At 63.7% G+C, this 20,160-nt stretch carries 18 protein-coding genes; 3 read left to right on the top strand and 15 right to left on the bottom strand.

Annotated elements, in window-relative coordinates; translation table 11 throughout:
* Positions 1–119: 119 nt before the first annotated feature.
* Positions 120–983, bottom strand: a complete 864-nt coding sequence (locus tag ACY693_RS03370) for a class II glutamine amidotransferase (protein ID WP_462320419.1) — start codon at positions 981–983, stop codon at positions 120–122.
* A gap of 233 nt (positions 984–1,216) precedes the next feature.
* Between ACY693_RS03370 and ACY693_RS03365 the strand changes: the two genes are divergently transcribed.
* Entirely contained in the window at positions 1,217–2,938 is a 1,722-nt protein-coding gene (locus ACY693_RS03365) for a cation:proton antiporter domain-containing protein (protein ID WP_462320418.1), read from the top strand.
* 207 nt (positions 2,939–3,145) lie between these two features.
* Here the strand turns inward: ACY693_RS03365 and ribD are convergent, their stop codons facing one another.
* From ribD to mobB, 13 genes are all read right to left on the bottom strand, one after another.
* Entirely contained in the window at positions 3,146–4,261 is a 1,116-nt protein-coding gene (ribD, locus tag ACY693_RS03360; protein WP_462320417.1) for a bifunctional diaminohydroxyphosphoribosylaminopyrimidine deaminase/5-amino-6-(5-phosphoribosylamino)uracil reductase RibD, read from the bottom strand.
* A gap of 35 nt (positions 4,262–4,296) precedes the next feature.
* Positions 4,297–4,809, bottom strand: coding sequence for a transcriptional regulator NrdR (gene nrdR / locus ACY693_RS03355; protein ID WP_462320416.1), 513 nt, complete (start codon positions 4,807–4,809; stop codon positions 4,297–4,299).
* Between the two features lie 56 nt (positions 4,810–4,865).
* Positions 4,866–6,122: a serine hydroxymethyltransferase gene (gene glyA / locus ACY693_RS03350; protein ID WP_462320415.1), complete on the bottom strand. Its 1,257-nt coding sequence runs from the start codon at positions 6,120–6,122 to the stop codon at positions 4,866–4,868.
* 56 nt (positions 6,123–6,178) lie between these two features.
* On the bottom strand, positions 6,179–6,595 hold the full coding sequence (locus tag ACY693_RS03345) for a CBS domain-containing protein (RefSeq protein ID WP_462320414.1): 417 nt from the start codon (positions 6,593–6,595) through the stop codon (positions 6,179–6,181).
* 92 nt (positions 6,596–6,687) lie between these two features.
* Positions 6,688–6,888, bottom strand: a complete 201-nt coding sequence (locus ACY693_RS03340) for a hypothetical protein (protein ID WP_462320413.1) — start codon at positions 6,886–6,888, stop codon at positions 6,688–6,690.
* A gap of 66 nt (positions 6,889–6,954) precedes the next feature.
* Positions 6,955–8,175, bottom strand: coding sequence for an NADH:ubiquinone reductase (Na(+)-transporting) subunit F (nqrF, locus tag ACY693_RS03335; protein ID WP_462320412.1), 1,221 nt, complete (start codon positions 8,173–8,175; stop codon positions 6,955–6,957).
* Positions 8,176–8,196: 21 nt separating this feature from the next.
* Positions 8,197–8,805, bottom strand: a complete 609-nt coding sequence (gene nqrE, locus ACY693_RS03330; RefSeq protein ID WP_462320411.1) for an NADH:ubiquinone reductase (Na(+)-transporting) subunit E — start codon at positions 8,803–8,805, stop codon at positions 8,197–8,199.
* A 148-nt stretch (positions 8,806–8,953) separates the two neighbouring features.
* The gene (locus tag ACY693_RS03325) at positions 8,954–9,616 is read right to left on the bottom strand and encodes an NADH:ubiquinone reductase (Na(+)-transporting) subunit D (protein ID WP_462320410.1); all 663 of its coding nucleotides are present in this window, start codon (positions 9,614–9,616) and stop codon (positions 8,954–8,956) included.
* A 41-nt stretch (positions 9,617–9,657) separates the two neighbouring features.
* A complete protein-coding gene (locus tag ACY693_RS03320) occupies positions 9,658–10,506 on the bottom strand; it encodes a Na(+)-translocating NADH-quinone reductase subunit C (RefSeq protein ID WP_462320409.1) in 849 nt (282 codons plus the stop codon).
* Complete coding sequence (locus ACY693_RS03315) at positions 10,496–11,716, bottom strand: NADH:ubiquinone reductase (Na(+)-transporting) subunit B (RefSeq protein WP_462320408.1); 1,221 nt, start codon at positions 11,714–11,716, stop codon at positions 10,496–10,498. The genes ACY693_RS03320 and ACY693_RS03315 overlap by 11 nt, the downstream gene beginning before the upstream one ends.
* 3 nt (positions 11,717–11,719) lie before the next feature.
* Positions 11,720–13,165 carry a Na(+)-translocating NADH-quinone reductase subunit A gene (locus ACY693_RS03310; RefSeq protein ID WP_462320407.1) on the bottom strand — a complete coding sequence of 482 codons (1,446 nt, stop codon included), beginning with the start codon at positions 13,163–13,165 and terminating at the stop codon, positions 11,720–11,722.
* 106 nt (positions 13,166–13,271) lie between these two features.
* On the bottom strand, positions 13,272–15,593 hold the full coding sequence (locus ACY693_RS03305; protein WP_462320406.1) for a response regulator: 2,322 nt from the start codon (positions 15,591–15,593) through the stop codon (positions 13,272–13,274).
* 25 nt (positions 15,594–15,618) lie between these two features.
* Positions 15,619–16,743 (bottom strand): molybdopterin-guanine dinucleotide biosynthesis protein B, encoded by a 1,125-nt coding sequence (gene mobB / locus ACY693_RS03300; protein WP_462320405.1) that lies wholly within the window; start codon positions 16,741–16,743, stop codon positions 15,619–15,621.
* Positions 16,744–17,019: 276 nt separating this feature from the next.
* Between mobB and ettA the strand changes: the two genes are divergently transcribed.
* Positions 17,020–18,687: an energy-dependent translational throttle protein EttA gene (gene ettA, locus ACY693_RS03295; RefSeq protein ID WP_462320420.1), complete on the top strand. Its 1,668-nt coding sequence runs from the start codon at positions 17,020–17,022 to the stop codon at positions 18,685–18,687.
* Positions 18,688–18,741: 54 nt separating this feature from the next.
* Positions 18,742–19,698 carry an ATP-binding protein gene (locus ACY693_RS03290; RefSeq protein ID WP_462320404.1) on the top strand — a complete coding sequence of 319 codons (957 nt, stop codon included), beginning with the start codon at positions 18,742–18,744 and terminating at the stop codon, positions 19,696–19,698.
* On the opposite strand, the gene ACY693_RS03285 is transcribed toward ACY693_RS03290, so the two are convergent.
* Entirely contained in the window at positions 19,685–20,110 is a 426-nt protein-coding gene (locus ACY693_RS03285; RefSeq protein ID WP_462320403.1) for a hypothetical protein, read from the bottom strand. The two genes, ACY693_RS03290 and ACY693_RS03285, sit on opposite strands and share 14 nt — an antisense overlap.
* Positions 20,111–20,160: the final 50 nt, after the last annotated feature.

Here is a 20,160-nt window from a genome sequence, read left to right as displayed (position 1 = left end):
CAAGGCGAAGTTCGAGAAGGGCCATCTCGAGGGGGAGATGACCTATGGCGAAGCCAGTCAGAAGGCAGCAGAGCTGGCCAGTCAGGACCCCAGCAAGACCTTCTATCCGGAGTTGATCATCACTGAGTGAGCGATCGCGGCCGCCGTCCGGCGGCCTGCTCCGGCTCGACCTGCCGGCCATCAGCGCCGAAGCAGAGCCCATCTCTCAGCGCAATCAGGTCGCCTTCGCCGAGCGGCTCCCAGAGCTCGTCGGTCAGCGGCACGCTGGCGACCAGCGCGACGTCTTGGCGAATCGATGTCAGATTGACGCCGGCATCATGAAGCTCCGGGGCGGTGCGCCAACAATAGCGCTGCAGGAAATAGATGCCGGGCGCGCTTAGACGGCCATCCGGCTGGGTGCGCCGGTCGGCGTGGACAAAGAGCGCGTCGCTGTCGGCGTAGATGAAGTTGGCTGGTCCCAAGGCACGGAGCTCTTGGGTATAGTCCGCAATCACCGCCAGGCGGGTCGCCAGCTCCGGAACCTGACCCGGCACATCGTCCCACACCGGCGCCAGTGAGGTCATCAGACCACAGAAGGCGCGCTCAGAATCGGAATCCCCCACGGGCGTGAATCGCGACGGATAAGGCGAGCGCAGATCGGCGAGCGATGGCATATCGCCGTTGTGGGCAAAGACATGCATACGCCCGGCCAATTCGCGCGCGAAAGGCTGGGTATTGCGCAACGCGAGCACCCCGAAGGTGGCCAGCCGGATGTGACAGAGGCCGAGCTTGGTGCGTAGCCCTTGCCGTTCCATGAACTGCATGAGCGGGCTCTCGCTCGCCGGTCGCGGCTCGCGCAGCAACAGGCAGTCGGAGCCTTCGTAGAAGGCCAGTCCCCAACCGTCGCGATGCGGCCCCTCGGCGCCCCCGTGACGCGCCAGGCGCTCGAGCGAGAACCCCAGCGTCGCTGGTACCCGGCTCGACATCGCAAACAGCTCACACATCAGTGTCTCGTGCTCCCCAGCCTTGTACTCCCCAGCCTCGTGCTCCCCAGCCTCGTGCTCCCCAGTCTTCTGATCCCCGGTCTTCTGCTCCCGGCCATCCTCTCGTCGGATTCTCGGCGATCCGCGACCTGCGGGCAAACCGTTAAGGCTGACGCGAGGCCGTACCGAGCGCGGGCGCATATCGTTATATCATCGGTGCGTCTACATCCCGCCTTTGGAGCTATGTCGCACTCGTGGATCCCGAAGCCTTTGTTCAGTCCTCTGTCCTCTTGCTAGTCGCAGCCGCTGCGGCAGTGACGCTGTTCAAGCAATTTGGCCTCGGTTCGATCCTTGGGCTGCTCGTCGCCGGCATCCTGATTGGACCCTATACGCCGGGTCCGTCGGTGACCGGTGAGGTGGAGGATCTGCGCAGCTTCACCGAGCTCGGCGTCGTGCTCCTGCTCTTTGTCATCGGTCTCGAGCTGCATCCGACCCGGCTCTGGGAGATGCGCCGCACCCTATTTGGGCTCGGCACCTCACAGATCCTGCTGTCCGGACTAGCGCTGGCGTTCTATTTTCGTCTCTTCGTCGAGACCTGGGCGATCGCGCTGCTGATCGGATTTAGCCTCGCATTATCCTCCACCGCGCTGGTGATGCAGATGCTCTACGAGAAGAGCGAGATCGCCACCGCGCGCGGTCAAACCGCCTTCGCGGTCCTTCTAATGCAAGACATCGCGGTGGTGCCCATGCTGGCGCTACTGCCGCTGGCTGCAGCAACCGAAACCAGCCTGCCAAGCCTGCCGCTGTGGGAGCAGCTTGGTCTGATCGCGCTGATGCTCGCCGGCGTCATCGTTACTGGACGTTACCTGGTCCCACTGGTCCTGGACCTGCTGGCCCGTCAGGGCAATCGCGAGGCCTTCTTTCTGGTCACCCTTGCCGCCGTCTTTGTGGCCGCCTGGGCGATGCATAGTGCCGGCATGTCAATGGCCCTCGGCGGCTTCTTGATGGGCATGATGCTCTCGGGGTCGCGCTATAGCGTTCAGGTGCATGCCAGTATCGAGCCGCATAAGGGGCTGTTGATGAGCGTGTTCTTCGTCACCGTCGGCATGTCCCTGGATCTGAGCGTGTTGGCGAATCAACCGCTGCTGTTCGGCCTCCACCTGCTGGCCTTGGTCTCGATCAAGGTCACGCTGATCTATCTGCTAGCGCGCCGGTTCTGCACCAGCCGGAATGGTGCGCTGCAGGTGGCCTTCCTGCTCGGACAGGCCGGCGAGTTTGGCTTCATCCTCTTCGGCGCCGCAAAGATGCTCGGCATCATTGATGCCAGCACCTTCACTATGGCGGCTGCATTGATCTCGGGCAGCATGCTAGCGACACCCCTCTTGGTGCGATTGGGCGCCGTCATCGCCGCGCGGTTCCCGGACCAGGACCTCACTGTCGACGAACGCTTCCGGTATCAGGCGGGCCAAGACCAAGCGCCCCAGGCCGTGATCGCGGGCTATGGCAGGGTTGGCCATACCATCGGCACGGTGCTGTCCAGCCATGGCATCCGCTTCGTCGCCTTTGATCAGGACCCGAACCTGGTCGCGCGTTGGCGCGCTGAAGGTCAACCGGTGTTCTATGGCGACATTCGCAATCCGGCGCTGCTGGCCGCAGCCAAGGTCGAGCAGGCCAAGGTGGTGGTGCTGACGATCGATGATCCGCGCGCCAGCATCGAGGCGACCACGCTCGTGCGCCATTATGCGCCAGAGATCATCATCGTTGCCCGTGCTCGCGATCTGACGGCCTGCGATGCGCTGTTTCGGGCCGGCGCTAGCCGCGCCTTCCCCGAGGCCGTCGAGGCCAGCCTCAGATTGGCCGCAGAGACGCTTGATGGTCTAGGGATCACCGATGAGGCAGCCGAGGAGATGGTTCAGCGCGCGCGCGGCAAGGACTATGCGCTGGTGCGCTCGGAGATCACCGAGCGGGGTCAATGACCGGATCAATGCCTGGACTCTCCCGGATCTCGCCTAGGGAATAACGCGACCAAGATCAAGCGCTTGACGGTGTTCGCGCAGGGTGATATGGCCATCGCACCTGATATCCAGACACCTGATCCACGCCAGTTGTACGCTAGCGCCATATCTGAGTCTGGCAATCACGGCTAATGGCTATAAGAACGACAGGCTGATTCGGTGGCGACGCTATCCGTTGTCGGCAGGGCGGCTCGAAAGACGGGCGCGCAAGCGAAGATCCGAGCCGATTTGGCGCAGATCGAGAACTTCCAAAGGCACCCGCTCGCTCATGCTGGCGAGCGGCCCGAGCTCGAACAGCCCGCGGGCATCGCTGCCCATCAGGTGCGGGGCCAGGTAGAGCACCAGCTCATCGACGAGACGCTGCCGAACCGCGGTACCCGCTAGCGTCGGGCCAGCCTCGATCAGGACCTCGTTGATCTCGCGCTCGGCCAGATAGCGCAGCAGGGCCTCGAGATCGACTCGACCGGCTGCGTCTGCTGGAGCAACCCAGACCTCAGCACCAGCCGAGGTGGCGGCAGCGATGCGGCGCGGGTCTTGCTCACAGGTCGCCACCAGGGTCGCCCCCGGCAGTGACAGCATCCTTGCCGAGAGCGGCAGGCGCAGCCTGCTGTCAACGACAACGCGCAGCGGCTGCCGCACCGGCTCGGCCTGCTCCAGCGCGGGGATCGCCGAGGACGCAAGCCTGACATTCAACGACGGATCATCGGCAAGCAGGGTGCCGATGCCGGTGACGATCGCCGAGGAGCGTGCGCGCAGCCATTGCACATCGGTGCGTGCCGCCTCCGAGGTGATCCACCGACTCTCGCCATTAGCAAGTGCCGTGCGACCATCAAGACTGGCTGCGAGCTTCAGGCGCACATAGGGCAGTCCGTGCCGCATGCGTTGATCGAATCCAGGGTTGAGGGCTCGACAAGGGCCTTCGAGCACGCCGGTCACGACCTCGACCCCGGCTGCACGCATGCGCTCGAGTCCGCGACCATGCACCAAGGGATTCGGATCTTCCATGCCGACCACCACCCGACTGATCCCAGCCTCGAGCAAGGCATCGGTACAGGGCGGCGTGCGGCCGTGATGGCAGCAAGGCTCGAGCGTGACATAGGCCGTCGCGCCGCGTGCCGCCTTGCCAGCGGCATCGATCGCCAGCCGCTCGGCATGCGGCTCGCCGGCGCGTCGATGCCAGCCCTCTCCCACAACCCGTCCATCCTTGGTCAGCACGCAGCCGACGCGCGGATTCGGATCGGTCGTGTACAAGCCGCGCTCGGCAAGCTGCAGCGCACGCGCCATCCACGCGACGCCATCCGAACCTTCACCCCTCATACTCAAGATTTCTTGTCGAGTGCGTCGAGCAGATCGAGCTGGGCTCGGCGCACATCAGGTGTGGGGCTGCGCTCGAGGCGCTCGATCTCCTCACGGAAGGCGGCGACATCCTCGAACTTCCGATAGACCGATGCGAAGCGGACATAGGCGACCTGGTCCAGACCCCGCAGCTCCTCCATCACCAGCTCGCCGATCTCGCGCGAGCTGATCTCGCCCTCGGCGGTCCCCAGCAGCTTACGATTGATGCGCGCGATGGCCGCTTCGACCTGCTCGGTGCTGATGGGGCGCTTCTCGGTGGCACGCATCAACCCTGTTCGCAGCTTTCGGCCATCGTAGGGCACTCGCGTCCCGTCACGCTTGATCACGCGCGGGAGGTTGAGCTCGGCAGCCTCATAGGTGGTGAAACGCTCGCCGCAAACGCCACAGCGGCGCCGACGGCGAACCTGATCACCATCGCCAGAGAGCCGAGAGTCCATCACCTTGGTGTCTTGGGCACCACAGTAGGGACAGCGCATGCAGCCGTCTCTGCCTCAGGACCGAAACAGACCGACAGCGTCGGTCAGACCCTGGTTCAACGGGCGTAGACCGGGAAGCGCTTGCAGAGGTCCAGAACCTTCGCCTTGGTCTGATCGATCACGGCTTGATCGCCTCGACCGTCAATCACGTCACACATCCAGCCAGCGAGCTCGCGTGCCTCATCGAGCCCAAAGCCGCGGGTGGTCATCGCTGGAGTCCCGATACGAATGCCGCTGGTGACGAAGGGCGACTGCGGATCATTCGGCACCGCATTCTTGTTGACAGTGATGTTGGCCGCGCCCAGCCAGGCATCGACATCCTTGCCAGTCAGCCCCTGCTCGATGAAGCTGACCAGGAAGAGATGGTCGTCGGTGCCACCGGAGACCACATCGTAGCCGCGCGCGAGGAAGGTCTCGGCCATGGCCTGGGCATTGAGGATGACCTGCTTCTGGTAGTCCTTGAAGGCTGGCTCCAGGGCCTCTTTGAAGGCGACGGCCTTGGCGGCGATGACATGCATGAGCGGCCCACCCTGGGTGCCTGGGAAGACCAGCGAGTTGAACTTCTTCTCCAGCTCAGGGTTGGACTTGGCCAGGATCAGGCCGCCACGCGGGCCGCGCAGGGTCTTGTGCGTGGTGGTGGTGGTCACATCGGCGATCTGCACCGGGCTGGGATAGACGCCGGCGGCCACCAGGCCAGCGATATGGGCCATGTCGACCAGCAGATAGGCACCGACCTCGTCGGCGATGTCGCGGAAGCGCTGCCAGTTGACGACGCGTGAATAGGCCGAGAAACCGGCGATGATCATCCTCGGCTTGTGCTCGCGGGCGAGCGATTCGACCTGGGCGTAGTCGATCTCACCGGTCTGGGGGTCGAGCCCGTACTGGACGGCGTTGTAGGTCTTTCCCGAGAAGTTCGGCTTGGCGCCGTGGGTCAGATGGCCGCCGTGAGCCAGACTCATGCCAAGCACGGTGTCGCCCGGCTGGCACAAGGCCATGAAGACCGCCGCGTTGGCCTGCGAGCCGGAATGCGGCTGCACATTGGCGTAGTCGGCACCGAACAGCGCCTTCGCGCGCTCGATCGCAAGCCGTTCGGCGACGTCGACGTATTCGCAACCGCCGTAGTAGCGCTTGGCCGGATAGCCCTCGGCGTACTTATTGGTCATCACCGAGCCCTGCGCCTCCATCACGCGTGGACTGGCGTAGTTCTCGGATGCGATCAGCTCGACATGCTCTTCTTGGCGGCGCTCCTCGTCGCGGATGGCCTGTGCGAGCTCGTCATCGTAGCCGGTGATCTGCATGCTGGCGTCGAACATTAGGAACACTCCCAGAAGTCAAAAGCCGCTCAGTATAACGCGGTTCCGATTGTGTTTCAGATCCGATGCCGATCGGGCTGCCAAGCGGCTTCGAGCTGTTTGAGCACATCACGACGGCTGATGATGCCGATGAGACGGCCCTGCTCCATCACCGGCAGGCGCCGAAAGTGGCTGGTCGCGAACAGCTCGGCCACCTCGGTGATCGGCGTATCGGCATCCACAGTGACCACCGACGGCGTCATGAAGTTCTCGACGCGACCGCCATCCTCGCTGTGATAGCCGGCACCGAGTGCGATCTGCATGCAGTCGCGCTCGGTGAGCATGCCGATGAGATTGCCGATCTGGTCGACCACCGGAGCCCCGGACAGACGCTGCTCAACCAGGATACGCAGGGCCTCGAGCACATCCATGTCGGGCGACAGCGTCACCAGCCCGCGCGACATGGCCTTCTTTGCAGTCTTGCTCTCTTTCATCAGGACCTCCTCGCAAAACCTTTGGGTGCTTGGCTTGCGCGCTCGCTGAGGTTGCTTGAGCGCACGTTCACTCGACTGCTCAGGTTAGGAGTCTAGTCCAGCGAGGCGCCGTCAGAGCGATTCGGACAGGATTGTCCGCGCTGGCAAGCGCCGCCGCAGTCGGAGCTGATTCCAGGGACCTGATTCAGTCCGCCGCAGCTTCCCTTGAGCGCGGCGCGACCATTGAGCACGCCGAGCGCAAGGCCAAGGAAGGCGAGCGAGAAGAGCAACAGTGCGAACACAAACTCAAGCATCGAGGTGGCCTCCGGTCAGATGCTGTTCGCCGCATCGACGTCAGGGCGACGGCTGACTGACGCTGCTCAACCGCCGAAATCGTCGAGCAGAATGTTGTCGTTCTCGACTCCCAGGCTGTGCAGCATGCCGATCACTGCCGCTGTCATCATCGGCGGGCCACACATATAGAACTCGCAATCCTCGGGCGCCGGATGGTCCTTCAGGTAACGCTCGTAGAGGACGCTGTGGATGAAGCCGACCTCTCCTTGCCACTCATCCTCGGGCTGTGGTGATGAGAGTGCGATATGCCAGCTGAAGTTCTCGTGCTCGCGGGCGAGGGCGTCGAAATCCTCTTGGTAGAAGATCTCACGCTTGCTGCGCGCGCCATACCAGTAGGAGATCTTGCGCTGGGTGTTCAAACGCTTGAGCTGATCGAAGATGTGGCTGCGCATAGGCGCCATGCCGGCACCGCCACCGACGAAGATCATCTCGGCATGAGTCTCCTTGGCGAAGAACTCACCGAAGGGGCCAGAGATGGTCACTTCGTCGCCGGGCTTGAGGCCGAAGATGTAGCTCGACATGATGCCGGGCGGCACATCAGGATGGTCGGGCGGTGGCGTGGCGATGCGCACATTGAGCATGATGATGCCCGCCTCGCCCGGATAATTAGCCATCGAATAGGCCCGTGTCACCGGCTGCTTGGTCCCGGCCTTGTATTTCCACAGATCGTATTGATCCCAATCGGCCCGCAGATGCTCGGGGATCTCGATGTCGGCATAGTCGAGCTGATAGGGTGGGCATTCGATCTGGATATAGCCGCCAGCGCGAAAGGCGACGTCCTCACCCAGTGGCAGCTCCAGGATCAGCTCCTTGATGAAGGTCGAGACACTGCGATTGGAGCGCACCCGGCAGGTCCAGCGCCGAACGCCGAAGATCTCGCGCGGCACCTCGATGCGCAGATCCTCCTTGACTGCGACCTGGCAGGCAAGCCGGTAGCCCTCGCTGGCCTCGCGACGGTTGATCAGGCTGGACTCGGTGGGCAGTAGCTGGCCACCGCCCTCGAGCACCTTGACCCGACACTGGCCGCAGGTGCCGCCGCCACCGCAGGCCGAGGGCACGAAGACACCGGCATCGGCCAAGGCACCAAGCAGCTTGCGACCGGCGCTGGTGATGACATCGCGCTCTTCGTTGATGTCGATATGGACATCGCCGCTGGGCACCAGCAGGCGCCGGGCGTTGAGGATGACGAACACCAGCGCCAGCACCACGCCGGTGAAGACCAGAATGCCGAAGGTCAGATCAAGCATGCGACGCCTCCTGACAGCCGATCACAACTGAATCCCTGAGAACGACATGAAGGCCATTGCCATCAGCCCGGTGGTGATGAAGGTGATACCGAGCCCCTGCAGCCCGTCCGGTACATCGCTGTACTTGAGCTTCTCGCGGATACCGGCCAGCAGCACCAGCGCCAGCGCCCAGCCGAAACCGGTGCCGAAGCCATAGACGGTGCTCTCGGCAAGGTTGTAGCCACGCTCGACCATGAACAGCGATCCGCCCAGGATGGCGCAGTTGACGGTGATCAGCGGCAGAAAGATGCCAAGCGCCTGATAGAGCGCCGGGAAGAAGCGGTCGAGCGCCATCTCCAGGATCTGCACCATGGCGGCGATGACGCCGATATAGGTGATCAGCCCGAGGAACGAGAGATCGAGCTCGGGCAGGCCGAGCCAGGCCAGGGCGCCTTCTTGCAGCAGATACTGATGGATCAAGCTGTTGACGGGCACGGTGATGGTCTGCACGACGATCACCGCGATGCCGAGCCCGATCGCGGTCTCGATGCGCTTGGAGACGGCAAGGAAGGTGCACATGCCGAGGAAGAAGGCCAGCGCCAGGTTCTCGACAAAGACGGCCTTGAACAGCAGCGACAGATAGTGCTCCATTAGTCGCGACCTCCGTGCCCTAATCCGTCCATCCATCCTTGCCTAAGCCGAACTCGTCGGCGCGTGGCCCAGGTAGCGAAGCGCTGCTGGATCAGGCCTCGGAGCGCATGGCCAGGGCGCGGGATCGGCGTCATGCTCAGCATCACACTCATGGCGACTCCGTGCGATGCACGACATTGATCCGATATTCAGGCTTCTCGAGCTGCGCTGGCTTCCAGGTGCGGATGCCCCAGATCATTAGCCCGATGATGAAGAAGGCGCCCGGGGCGAGCAGCATCAACCCATTGGGCTCATACCAGCCACCTTCTTTGACCAGCGGCAGGATCTGCACATCGAGCAGGCTGCCAGAGCCCAACAATTCACGGATCGCAGCGACGCTGATCAGGATCAGGCTGTAGCCGAGCCCATGGCCAAGCGCGTCGAGAAAGCTCGGCCAGGGCGGATTCTTCGAGGCGAAGGCCTCAGCACGGCCGAGCACGATGCAGTTGGTGATGATCAGCCCGACGAACACCGAGAGCTGCTTCGAGAGCTCGTAGGCGAAGGCTTGCAGCACCTGATCGACCAGGATCACCAGCGACGCGATGATGGTCATCTGGATGATGATGCGAATGCTCGACGGCATGTGATGCCGGATCAGGCTGATGATGACACTGGCGCCGACGATCACCGCCGTCAGCGCGATGCTCATGGTGATGGCCGGCGCCAGCTTGGTGGTCACCGCCAGGGCCGAGCAGATACCGAGGATCTGCAAGGTGATCGGGTTATTATCGACGATCGGCTCGAGTAGGAGCCGGGCGGATTGGGTGGCCATGCTGCGTATCCCCCTCTTCGACCTGTTCGGCTCGCCTGTGATCAGCCGCGGTGATTGTCGCTGAGCCGGGCCAGGAAGGGCCCGTAGCCCTGCTCGCCCAGCCCGAACTGCATCAGGTTCGTGACCCCATTGCTGGTCAGCGTCGCCCCAGAGAGCCCATCGACTCGGTGCTCGGCGTTGGGCGCATCCGGGTCGACGTTGCCCTTGACCACCTCGATCACCGGCTCGCCATCCTCACCGATCAGCACCTTGCCCGGCCATTCCGAGAGCCAGCGCTCGCCCGCGACCTCGCTACCGAGGCCGGCCGTCTCGCGCTGCTCGTAGAAGGTGAGTGCTTTGGCGGTGCGCCCGTCGGGGGCGAGCGCGAGCAGCCCATGCATGGTCGACCAGAGCCCGGCGCCATAGACCGGCAGGATGATGGTCTTGAGCTGTCCATCCTGACGCACCAGATAGACCGGCATTCGATCAGGTCGGCGTCGAATACCAGCGGGATCGGCCTCGTCGAGCGCGGTGCTCGCGTCGGGGTCTTGGGCCGCTTCGCGATAGGAATAGGTCATCGGATCGGCGTCCTCGACGAAATCGCCCGTCTCGAGGTCGACCAAGCGCCGCTCGATCTGCTCAAAGGCCTGATCCAGGCTCATCCCGGCCGTATCCAGGCCGGCAACCTTGACCACCTCCGACTTGAGCGCGCGCGCGGCGTTGCGCTCTTGCAGCGGGCGCAGGCTGACCGCGGTCGCCGAGACCACGACCGAGCAGGCCAGACAGAGCACCAGTGCCACCGCCAGCGTCTTGCGCGGATCATCATTGGGCAGCCGAAACACCGCCTTCGCGGACGCCCATAACCCGCTAGCGCGCTGCACTGAATCCTGCCGATACGTATTAGCCGACACGGCGCCGCACCCTCCTGCGGATATTGGCCTGGACCACGAACCAGTCGATCAGCGGCGCGAACAGGTTGGCAAACAGGATCGCCAGCATCACCCCTTCCGGATAGGCGGGGTTCAGCACCCGAATCATCACCGTCATGAAGCCAATCAACGCACCATAGAACCATTTGCCGGTCTCGGTCATCGAGGCCGAGACCGGATCGGTGGCCATGAACACCAGCCCGAACGCGAGCCCACCGAGCACCATGTGCCAATGCCAGGGCACCGAGAATGCCGGATTGGTGTCGCTACCGAGGGCATTGAACAGCAGGGCGGTTCCGATGACGCCGATCAGCACGCCGGCCATGATGCGCCAGGAGGCGACACCGGTGTAGAGCAGGAAGATCGCACCGACGATGATCAGCAGGGTCGAGGTCGAGCCGATCGAGCCCTGCACGGTGCCGAAGAACGCGTCCCACCAGGTGAGCCCCGTGGCCTGGATGGCGGTCACCCCACCCTCGGCGGCCAGCATCAAGGGGGTGGCGCCGCTGAAGCCATCGACCGCGGTCCAGACCGCATCACCGGAGATCTCGCTCGGATAGGCGAAGAACAGGAAGGCGCGCCCGGTGAGCGCCGGATTGAGGAAGTTCTTACCGGTCCCGCCAAAGACCTCCTTGCCGATGACGATGCCGAACGAGATGCCGAGCGCCACCTGCCAGAGCGGGATGTCGGGCGGCAGGGTCAGCGCAAACAGGATCGAGGTGACGAAGAAGCCCTCGTTGACCTCGTGGTTGCGCACGGTCGCGAACAGGATCTCCCAGAAGCCGCCCGCGGCCATGGTGACGATATAGATCGGCAGGAAGTAGACCGCGCCATGCCAGAAGTTGTCCCACAGACTGTTGGGGTCATTGCCGCTGGCGCCAAGCAGCCAGAGCAGCCCGCCGCGCCAGCCCTCGACCTGCTCCATGCCCATTGCCGTCATGGCGCTGTTGGCCTGCAGGCCGATATTGACCATGCCGAACAGGGCAGCGGGCAGGACCGCGATCCAGACGAAGATCATCACCCGCTTCAGGTCGATCCCATCGCGCAGATGCGGGGTGCCGGCGGTGACGGTCGAGGGCGTATAGAGGAAGGTGTCGACCAGCTCGAATAGGGCGCCGAAACGCTCGTAGCGACCGCCGGGCAGGAAATGGCGCTCTTGGCGATCGAGGAATTTGCGCAGGGCCTTGATCATGGATCAGTGACTCTCGTGCCAGATCTTGTTCAGGTTGCGCCGCAGCACCGGGCCGAAGTCATGCTTGCCGCAGTCGACGAAGCTGCATAGGGCCAGGTCTTCTTCATCCAGCTCGAGCGCGCCGAGCTTCTCGGCCGTTTCCATGTCATCGACCAGCAGCGCGCGCAGCAGTTGCGTCGGGAGCAGATCGAGCGGCATCACGCGCTCGTAGGCCCCGATCGGCACCATCGCGCGCGGGCTTCCATGCAGCGAGGTGCCCAGCGGTAGCGTCTCGCCCTTCGCGCGCCGCGACCAGAACAGATTCAGGGCCGAATACCGACCTCGGCCAGGCTTGAGCCAACCGAACCATTCGCGCTCGCGCTCTTCGGCCAGCACCGTGATCTGGTTGTGGAAGCGGCCCAGGAAGGCGCTCGTGCCGACCGCGTGCCGGCCACTGAGCACCGAGCCTGAGATGACGCGCGCCTCATGGCGACCGCTGAGCTCGCCTTTGACCAGATCGTTGGTGCTGGCACCCAACCGCGTGCGAATCAGCCGCGGATTGGCCACCATTGGCCCCGCCAGCGAGATGATCCGGGTCGGATCGATGCGGCCAGTGCGAAACAGCCGACCGATGGCGATCACGTCCTGATAGCCGATGGTCCAGACGCTGCGCTCCAGGCTGACCGGCATCAGAAAATGGATATGGGTGCCGACCAGACCTGCCGGATGCGGCCCGATGAACTCAGCGACTTGGAATCCGGACGCCGTCGGGATGGGTAAGCCCGCATCCGGGCGCTGACAGCAATAGCAGGGACCATCGGTCAGCTTGCTGATCACGCGCAGGCCATCGGCGAAGGCTTCGCCGGCATCATCGATGATTTGCTTGGGGTCTGGCGCCAGCGGATGGCTGTCGATGGCGGTGACGAAAAGCGCCGCCGGCGAGCTGTCCGGTGACGGAATCATGCTGAACGGGCGCGTGCGAAAGCCGAGCCAGGCGCCGGCGGCAAGCAGATTCTCGCGCACCTGATCGCGATTCAGGCCATCGAGCTCGTCTGCCGCATAGGCGTTGAAGGTTTCCTGCTCTTCCAGCGGCGGCAGCGGATCATCGCCATCGCGTGGTTGATCGAGACGGATGACGATGCTCTCGAGCGCGCGTCGCGGCCCGCGATGGATGGCCTCGACCACGCCACTGGCCGGCGCTGTCGCGGCAACCTCACGATAGGCCTTGCGGCGGGAGATCGGCTGGCCGAGGCGGACGTGGTCGCCAATCTCGATCTCGAGCGACGGCAAGCGCTTGACGCCGACGCAATCGTATCCGATGTGGGCGACACGGCTGACCACCGAGCTCGCATCGATCTGCGCGCTCGGAGCCCCGGAAAGGGGGATGTCCAAACCCTTCTTAAGCCGAAAACGCCGGGGACGGCCGTCGCGCGACTGACCCTTGACGACAGGCGGTCGGTTTACTGCCACTGCGTTTGGAGCGCCTTGCTGAGGTTCTTCCTTCGTTGCCCATACCATCCCTTGACGGATGGCGAGCGTCAAGACCTAATCGCTCAGAATGTTGTCGCGCAGGGACTCATGATCCTCGGGTGGCCGAGTCCAGCCAGCGTTGCAGCATCGCGTCAAGCGTGGCTCGAGTAAAGGGCTTCGGCAGATAATCATCCATGCCAGCGGCTAGGCAATCGGCACGGTCGCCCACCTCGGCATTGGCGGTCATCGCAATGATCGGGATGCGCGTACTACGCTCTCCCCCATGCTCTTGCTCATGTTGGCGGATCGCCCGCGTCGCCGTGATCCCGTCCATCCGCGGCATCTGCACATCCATCAGGATCAGGTCGTAGCTGGATTCTCGATAGCACTGCAGCGCCACCTGACCATCGGCTGCGAGATCGACCTCGAGTCCGAGCTTGGCAATCAGACCGAGCGCTACCTTCTGATTGACCGGATTGTCCTCGACCAGCAGGACGCGCCCTCGGGGTGCCTCCGAAGTGGGCTCATCGGCGCTCGCGAGTGCGACCGACGGCGACGTGGCAACCGGATTCAAGGCCTGGCATAGCGCCTCTTTCAGCGGCGCATAGCGCAGTGGCTTAACCAGGCCCTTCGCATGACCATGAGTAACGAGATCAGCTTGCGCGATGGCACGCGCTGATCCGAGCAAGAGAAGCTGTGTCCTGCACAGCCCTTGGTCCGCCTTGATCCAAGTCGCCAGATCGAGGCCGCTATCGCCAGCCATCGCCAGATCGATCAGCGCGACATCAAAGCCTCTGCCAGCGGCGCGCTCGATGCGCAGCTGCTCGCTGGCGGCCTGGGCGTCGCGAGCGGTACGATAACTCACGCCCCAGCCCTGCAAATAGCCGCAAATACTCCTTAATGTGCCCGGCTGGTCATCGACCACCAGCACATAGGCTCGCTCAAATCTTGCCCGATGGGCGTCCGGCAGTTGCTCAGGGCAAGGGCGAAAGGCAAGCTGGACATTGAAGCAGGTGCCCTGACCAGGCTCGCTCGACACCTGGATCTCGCCCCCCATCAGATCCACGAGTCGGCGCGTGATAGCGAGCCCGAGCCCAGTGCCGCCATAGCGTCGTGTCATTGAGTCGTCGGCCTGGCTGAAGGGCTGGAACAGAGCCTGGATCTGCTGCTGCGTCATGCCGATACCGGTGTCCAAGACGCGAAATTCGAGCGCGAGCGGGTCACTGGCATGGCTCAACGCGCTGACCTGCAGCCTGACCTCGCCCTGATGGGTGAACTTGACGGCGTTGCCGACCAGATTGGTCAAGACCTGGCGCAGCCGGGTCGCATCGCCGATCACGCGCTGCCGCAGATCCGGCTCGACGAAACAGACCAGCTCGACACCAGCACTTTGCGCATTGGCGCTGAACAGTGCCACCACCTCCTCGCACAGCGAACGCAGGTCGAATGGCAGCTGCTCGAGCTCGAGCTTGCCCGATTCGATCTTGGAGAAGTCGAGGATCGCGTTGAGCACGTTAAGGAGGCTCTCGGTCGAGGTCCGCGCCACATCGATAAAACCGCGTTGCTGCGGGTCCAGTGAGGTCTGCGACAGCAGCTCGATCATCCCGAGCACACCGTTCATTGGCGTGCGGATCTCGTGGCTCATGTTGGCAACGAAGGCGCTCTTGGCCAGATTCGCCGACTCAGCGCGCTCCTTTGCCTCGGTCAGCGCCCGTTGTGCGCGAGCGCGCTGGTCGATCTCAGCCTGTAGCTGCTCGTTCAGGCGTTTAGCGCGCTCGGACTCGGCGGTCAGCTCCGTCACCAGATCGGCGTTGTGATGGCGCAGCGTCAGCGACGTCCAGAGCGTTCTATGGTACGTCCGCGCCGAAAGCAGCATGAACACACCAAAGGCAAGGATCAACGCAAGGAAGGTGTGCCCGAGCGAGTCACCGCGCATCGCCATGTGCACTGCCAGGGGCGCCAGTGCGCCAAGGAGATAAGCGAGATAGCAGCCGGTGCTCGGCGCCAGACTCGGAATTGCACCAGCGACCATGCCCGCGATCACGAACGACAAGAACACGTCATCGACGAATGAAGGCCCTGACAACAGGCTGGGCGACAGGCCCCAGACAAGTCCGGCGGCAGCGGCCCCGAAGACGAAAAGCGCCTTCCAACGCGACTCAGCAAGCGCGTCCGGGCGATAGCGAAAACCGAGCACGATCAGTGCTCGCGCGCCCAACACCAAGACCAACACGGCGAGCCAGAACCAAGCACTCGGGGTCGCGAAGATATAGACCAGCGCCAGCGTAACGAAGATGCCATTGAGCCCGGTCACCGCCAAGCCGAGCGGCGCCTGGTCGTACATCAAGCGCATCAGATCGGAGCGCACGCGCTGCGTCGTTAGCCGGTGGCGCGCATCGAAGTCGGCAGATGGGGATGCAGCCTGCATACAAGCGCAATCGGCCCTTGGCTTGCTAGCGCGCCAGCGCCGCGCCCGCAAGCAGGCTGATGCGAGCCGAGCGCTCAAGCGTAATGGCCCGCCAAGCGGCCTCGCGGATGGTGGCGCCAACGGCATAGGCCCCGCGATGGGCGAGGATGCAAGCCGGATGGGCCGCGAATGCCTCGGTCAGCTGCTCCGACGCCGGCGGTCGATGCCGATCCGGCCCGCAACTGAGCACTGGCACTTCGCCGAGGAGCCGGGCGCCCTCGTCATCGAGCGGCACCAGATCATGCCCGCCAACGCTGAGCGCCACCGAATAGGGTCCGTGGGTATGGAAGAGCGCGCCGCTTTCGGGCCGGTGCCGATAGACCTGGCCATGCAGCGCAGCATCCAAAGAGGCGTCACTCGGCGCTTGGTCATCGAGCAAGCAGGCAACCAGGTCATCTGGAACGACTGCCTGCCCGAGTGCGCCGTCCGGGGTGATCCAGAATTGGTGACCCCGGCGCACCGAGGCGCTTCCGATCACCAGGTCCTGCGCCCCACCGACCTGCAAGCGTTGCAGGGACGCGATCAGCTCGGCACGCGGATCAGCGAACAGGCCATCAGCGAGCAAGCCGGCGCGCTCGCGCACCAGCTGACCGATGAAGTCAGCCAAGGCCAGGGGATCACCCAGCGGCAAGACGTTCGGATGGGGCGCGATCGGCAGTGGATCATCGGTCACCACGGCGCAGATCGCTTCGTCGTCGGGATAGAGGGGCGCCTTGCCGGTTGCGGCCCGAAACACCTCGATCTTTGGCACCGCAGCTGAGCGAAAGCCTTCGATCAACAGCAGGTCTAGACCCTGGGCGTCGAATCGCGCGCGCAGCGCATCGAAACCACCTGGATGGTCTTCGGCGGGCTCATTCGTGCGGCTCAGCAGCGCCCAGTGCGCACCAGAGACCAGCATCACCTGCCGCGCGCCTGCCGCCGCAATCTCATAGCTATCCTTGCCCGGCCGATCGAGCGCAAAACCATGATGGGCGTGCTTGAGATAGCCAATCCGCAGCCCGCGCTGACGCAGCAGCGGCACGAGCTTGCGCAATAGCGTGGTCTTGCCGCTCCCACTTGGCGCCACGAAACCGATGGCCGGAATCTCCCCTGCCCTCAAAACGGCGCCCATAATGGCTACCCTCATCACGTGGTTTGTGCGCCAATCGAAGCGCACACCTTGGACATTCTAGCCGAGAGGGGGCAAAATCGCGGCCTCATTCCGAGCATCGCACCGGCATTTCGATGCTGGCTATCGGCAGCGCAACCATCGCCTCATCGCCCGTGGCAGCGTGGTACAAGCCATCGGGTTAGCCCGCATGCGTTGCTTGGCGTTCCAACTTAACCTCCACCAAGATGACCAGCCTGTCCGCAGCTCGTCATCTTGGCTCAACAATATTGGATCGAGATGGCGCAATACATCTACACCATGAACCGCGTCGGCAAGGTTGTGCCGCCCAAACGCGTGATCCTGCGCGACATCTCCCTGTCGTTCTTCCCGGGCGCCAAGATCGGCGTGCTCGGCCTCAACGGCGCCGGCAAGTCGACGCTACTGCGCATCATGGCCGGTCTCGACACCGAGATCGAGGGCGAGGCGCGCCCGCAGCCTGGGATCAAGATCGGCTATCTGTCGCAGGAGCCGCAGCTTGACGAGTCCAAAGACGTGCGCGGCAACGTCGAGGAGGCGGTGGCGCCGATCAAGCAAGCGCTGGAGCGGCTAGATGCGGTCTATGCCGCCTATGCCGAAGAAGATGCCGACTTCGACGCGCTGGCCAAGCAGCAGGCCGAGCTGGAGGATCTCGTCGAGGCCACCGATGGCCATAACCTCGATCGCACCCTGGATCTGGCCGCCGATGCCCTGCGCTTGCCGCCCTGGGATGCCGAGGTCAGCAAGCTCTCCGGCGGCGAGCGCCGGCGCGTGGCGCTCTGCCGGCTGCTGCTGTCGAAACCAGACATGCTGCTGCTCGACGAGCCGACGAACCACCTGGACGCCGAGTCGGTCGCCTGGCTCGAGCGCTTCCTCAAGGACTACACCGGCACCGTGGTCGCGGTAACCCATGATCGCTACTTCCTGGACAATGTCGCCGGCTGGATCTTAGAGCTCGACCGCGGCCACGGCATCCCCTGGCAGGGCAACTACTCGAGCTGGCTGGAACAGAAGGAGAAGCGCCTGGAGCAGGAGGAGAAGGCCGAGCAGGCGCGCATCAAGGCGATGAAGCACGAGCTCGAATGGGTGCGCACCAACCCCAAGGGCCGCCAGTCGAAGAGCAAGGCGCGTCTGGCGCGTTTCGAGGAGCTGCAGTCGCAGGAGTTCCAAAGCCGCAACGAGACCAACGAGATCTACATCCCACCGGGCCCGCGCCTGGGCGATCTGGTCATCGAGGCCAATGGGCTCCGCAAGAGCTACGGCGATCGGCTGCTCTATGACGACCTCTCGTTCAACCTGCCCAAGGGCGGTATCGTTGGCGTGATCGGCCCGAATGGTGCTGGTAAGACCACGCTGTTTCGTATCCTCACCGGCCAGGAGCAGCCTGACGACGGCGAGCTGCGGGTCGGCGAGACGGTCGAGATCGCCTACGTCGACCAGAGCCGCGACGCCCTCGACGACAAGAAGACGGTCTGGGAGGAGATCTCCGACGACCAGGACATCCTCGTCGTCGGCAAGTTCGAGATGCCCTCGCGCGCCTATGTGAGCCGCTTCAACTTCAGAGGCTCGGATCAGCAGAAGCGCATCGGCGACCTGTCCGGCGGCGAGCGCAACCGGGTACATCTGGCCAAGCTGCTAAAAAGCGGTGGCAACCTGCTGCTGCTCGACGAGCCGACCAACGATCTCGATGTCGAGACCCTGCGCGCATTGGAAGAAGCGGTGCTGAACTTCCCCGGCTGCGCGGTGGTGATCAGCCATGATCGTTGGTTCCTGGATCGCATCGCGACCCACATCCTGGCCTTTGAAGGCGATTCCAAGGTGACCTGGTTCGAAGGAAACTATGCTGATTACGAGGAGGACCGCCATCGCCGTCTGGGCGCCGAGGCCGATCAGCCGCATCGCATCCGTTACCGGCCGCTGGCGGCCTAGCTCGGGGTCAGCTTGTCGAGCGGCCATCGCTGAGCCAAGAGCGCGCGCATCGTCATGAGCCCCAGCCTCGACCAGATCCTGACCCGTCTCGACGCCCTAGTCGATCGCGTCGAGCCCTGGCTGCCCGAGCCAACAAAGACCGATTGGGATGCGATCGCTTGGCGCTGGCGCAAGGAAGGGCCTCAGGGGCAGCATGGCAGGCTGGAGGCGATCCGCAAACCGCATCAACTGCGCCTCGAGGATCTGCGCTGTATCGATCAGCAGCGCGATGAGATCGACCGTAACACCCAGCAGTTTCTCGCTGGAAGGAGCGCCAACAATGTGCTGCTCTCGGGCTCACGTGGCACCGGCAAGTCATCGCTGATCAAGGCGCTGCTGAACCGCTATCAGACGCAAGGGCTGCGGCTGATCGAGATCGACAAGGATGATCTGATCGATCTGCCTCGGATCATTGAACAGATCGACGGCCGTCCCGAACGCTTCATCCTCTATTGCGATGACCTCTCGTTCGAGGCCTCGGAATCCAGCTATAAGGCGCTGAAGGCCGCGCTGGATGGCTCCCTGAACGCCCCGCCCGAGAACCTGTTGATCTACGCCACCTCTAACCGCCGTCATCTGCTGCCCGAGTACCAGCGCGAGAACCAGGACGCGCGGATGATCGACGGCGAGATCCATCAGGGCGAGGGTGTTGAGGAGAAGATCTCGCTTTCGGACCGCTTCGGCATCTGGCTCTCGTTCTATCCATTCAGCCAGGAGCAATACCTGGAGGTGGTGCACCACTGGCTCGAGCGGCTCGGCGTCAGCGACCTGGCAACGCGGTCAGCAACAACAGCCAGTGCCGCCACCACATCCAGCGCCGCCGATACCGAACGCGCCGCGCTGCAATGGGCACTGCGCCGCGGCTCACGCAGTGGCCGCACCGCCTGGCAATTCGCCCGCGACTGGGCGGGGCGCCGGCTCAATGATCAATCCGGCGATCAAGACAGTCTTCGAGGCGTCAGCCGCCGTTGACCTGCACCCCGTGGTCGGCGAGCCATTGCACGTCGAGCTCCCAATCGACCCGCTCCACGCCTGGTTGCGCGAGCACGATCCCTTGCGAGCGCTTCTGATGATCGATCAGTTCCTGTTGAGCCGCGATCATCTTCGGATCATCCTGCGCTAGCCCAGCGAGCTCGGGATGGATGACCTCGAGAAAGCGAATCGCGGGAACCTGGAAATTCCGTGGGGTCGAGAGGGTTGCCACACCATCGTTCAGGCGCTTGACCCGGAATTGGTACGGATAGTCAGCAAGCTCTGGATCGGCGTCGAGCACCTTGTTGATCTCCCAGACCTCGGGCTGCCAGACGGAGCTGATCCACCAGGCGAATAGGGCCACCACGACGACCCCCAGAATGATGCTGTAATTGCGCGTAAACTTGTCCATCGATTCGTCCCCTAATTGATGCTGTCAGCCCGAGCCGGAAGCGCGCTTGA

It is taken from the genome of Halochromatium sp. (genome assembly GCF_054919635.1).
This window is presented reverse-complemented; position numbering and strand designations above follow the sequence as displayed.

Excerpts from the sequence above, each read along its gene's own strand:
- ACY693_RS03370 (WP_462320419.1), bottom strand. The coding sequence starts at position 983 with ATGTGTGAGCTGTTTGCGATGTCGAGCCGGGTACCAGCGACGCTGGGG.
- ribD (WP_462320417.1), bottom strand. The coding sequence starts at position 4,261 with ATGGCGCGTGCGCTGCAGCTTGCCGAGCGCGGCTTGTACACGACCGAT.
- nrdR (WP_462320416.1), bottom strand. The coding sequence starts at position 4,809 with ATGCGCTGTCCCTACTGTGGTGCCCAAGACACCAAGGTGATGGACTCT.
- glyA (WP_462320415.1), bottom strand. The coding sequence starts at position 6,122 with ATGTTCGACGCCAGCATGCAGATCACCGGCTACGATGACGAGCTCGCA.
- ACY693_RS03345 (WP_462320414.1), bottom strand. The coding sequence starts at position 6,595 with ATGAAAGAGAGCAAGACTGCAAAGAAGGCCATGTCGCGCGGGCTGGTG.
- ACY693_RS03340 (WP_462320413.1), bottom strand. The coding sequence starts at position 6,888 with ATGCTTGAGTTTGTGTTCGCACTGTTGCTCTTCTCGCTCGCCTTCCTT.
- nqrF (WP_462320412.1), bottom strand. The coding sequence starts at position 8,175 with ATGCTTGATCTGACCTTCGGCATTCTGGTCTTCACCGGCGTGGTGCTG.
- nqrE (WP_462320411.1), bottom strand. The coding sequence starts at position 8,805 with ATGGAGCACTATCTGTCGCTGCTGTTCAAGGCCGTCTTTGTCGAGAAC.
- ACY693_RS03325 (WP_462320410.1), bottom strand. The coding sequence starts at position 9,616 with ATGGCCACCCAATCCGCCCGGCTCCTACTCGAGCCGATCGTCGATAAT.
- ACY693_RS03315 (WP_462320408.1), bottom strand. The coding sequence starts at position 11,716 with ATGATCAAGGCCCTGCGCAAATTCCTCGATCGCCAAGAGCGCCATTTC.
- ACY693_RS03305 (WP_462320406.1), bottom strand. The coding sequence starts at position 15,593 with ATGCAGGCTGCATCCCCATCTGCCGACTTCGATGCGCGCCACCGGCTA.
- mobB (WP_462320405.1), bottom strand. The coding sequence starts at position 16,743 with ATGGGCGCCGTTTTGAGGGCAGGGGAGATTCCGGCCATCGGTTTCGTG.
- ettA (WP_462320420.1), top strand. The coding sequence starts at position 17,020 with ATGGCGCAATACATCTACACCATGAACCGCGTCGGCAAGGTTGTGCCG.
- ACY693_RS03290 (WP_462320404.1), top strand. The coding sequence starts at position 18,742 with ATGAGCCCCAGCCTCGACCAGATCCTGACCCGTCTCGACGCCCTAGTC.
- ACY693_RS03285 (WP_462320403.1), bottom strand. The coding sequence starts at position 20,110 with ATGGACAAGTTTACGCGCAATTACAGCATCATTCTGGGGGTCGTCGTG.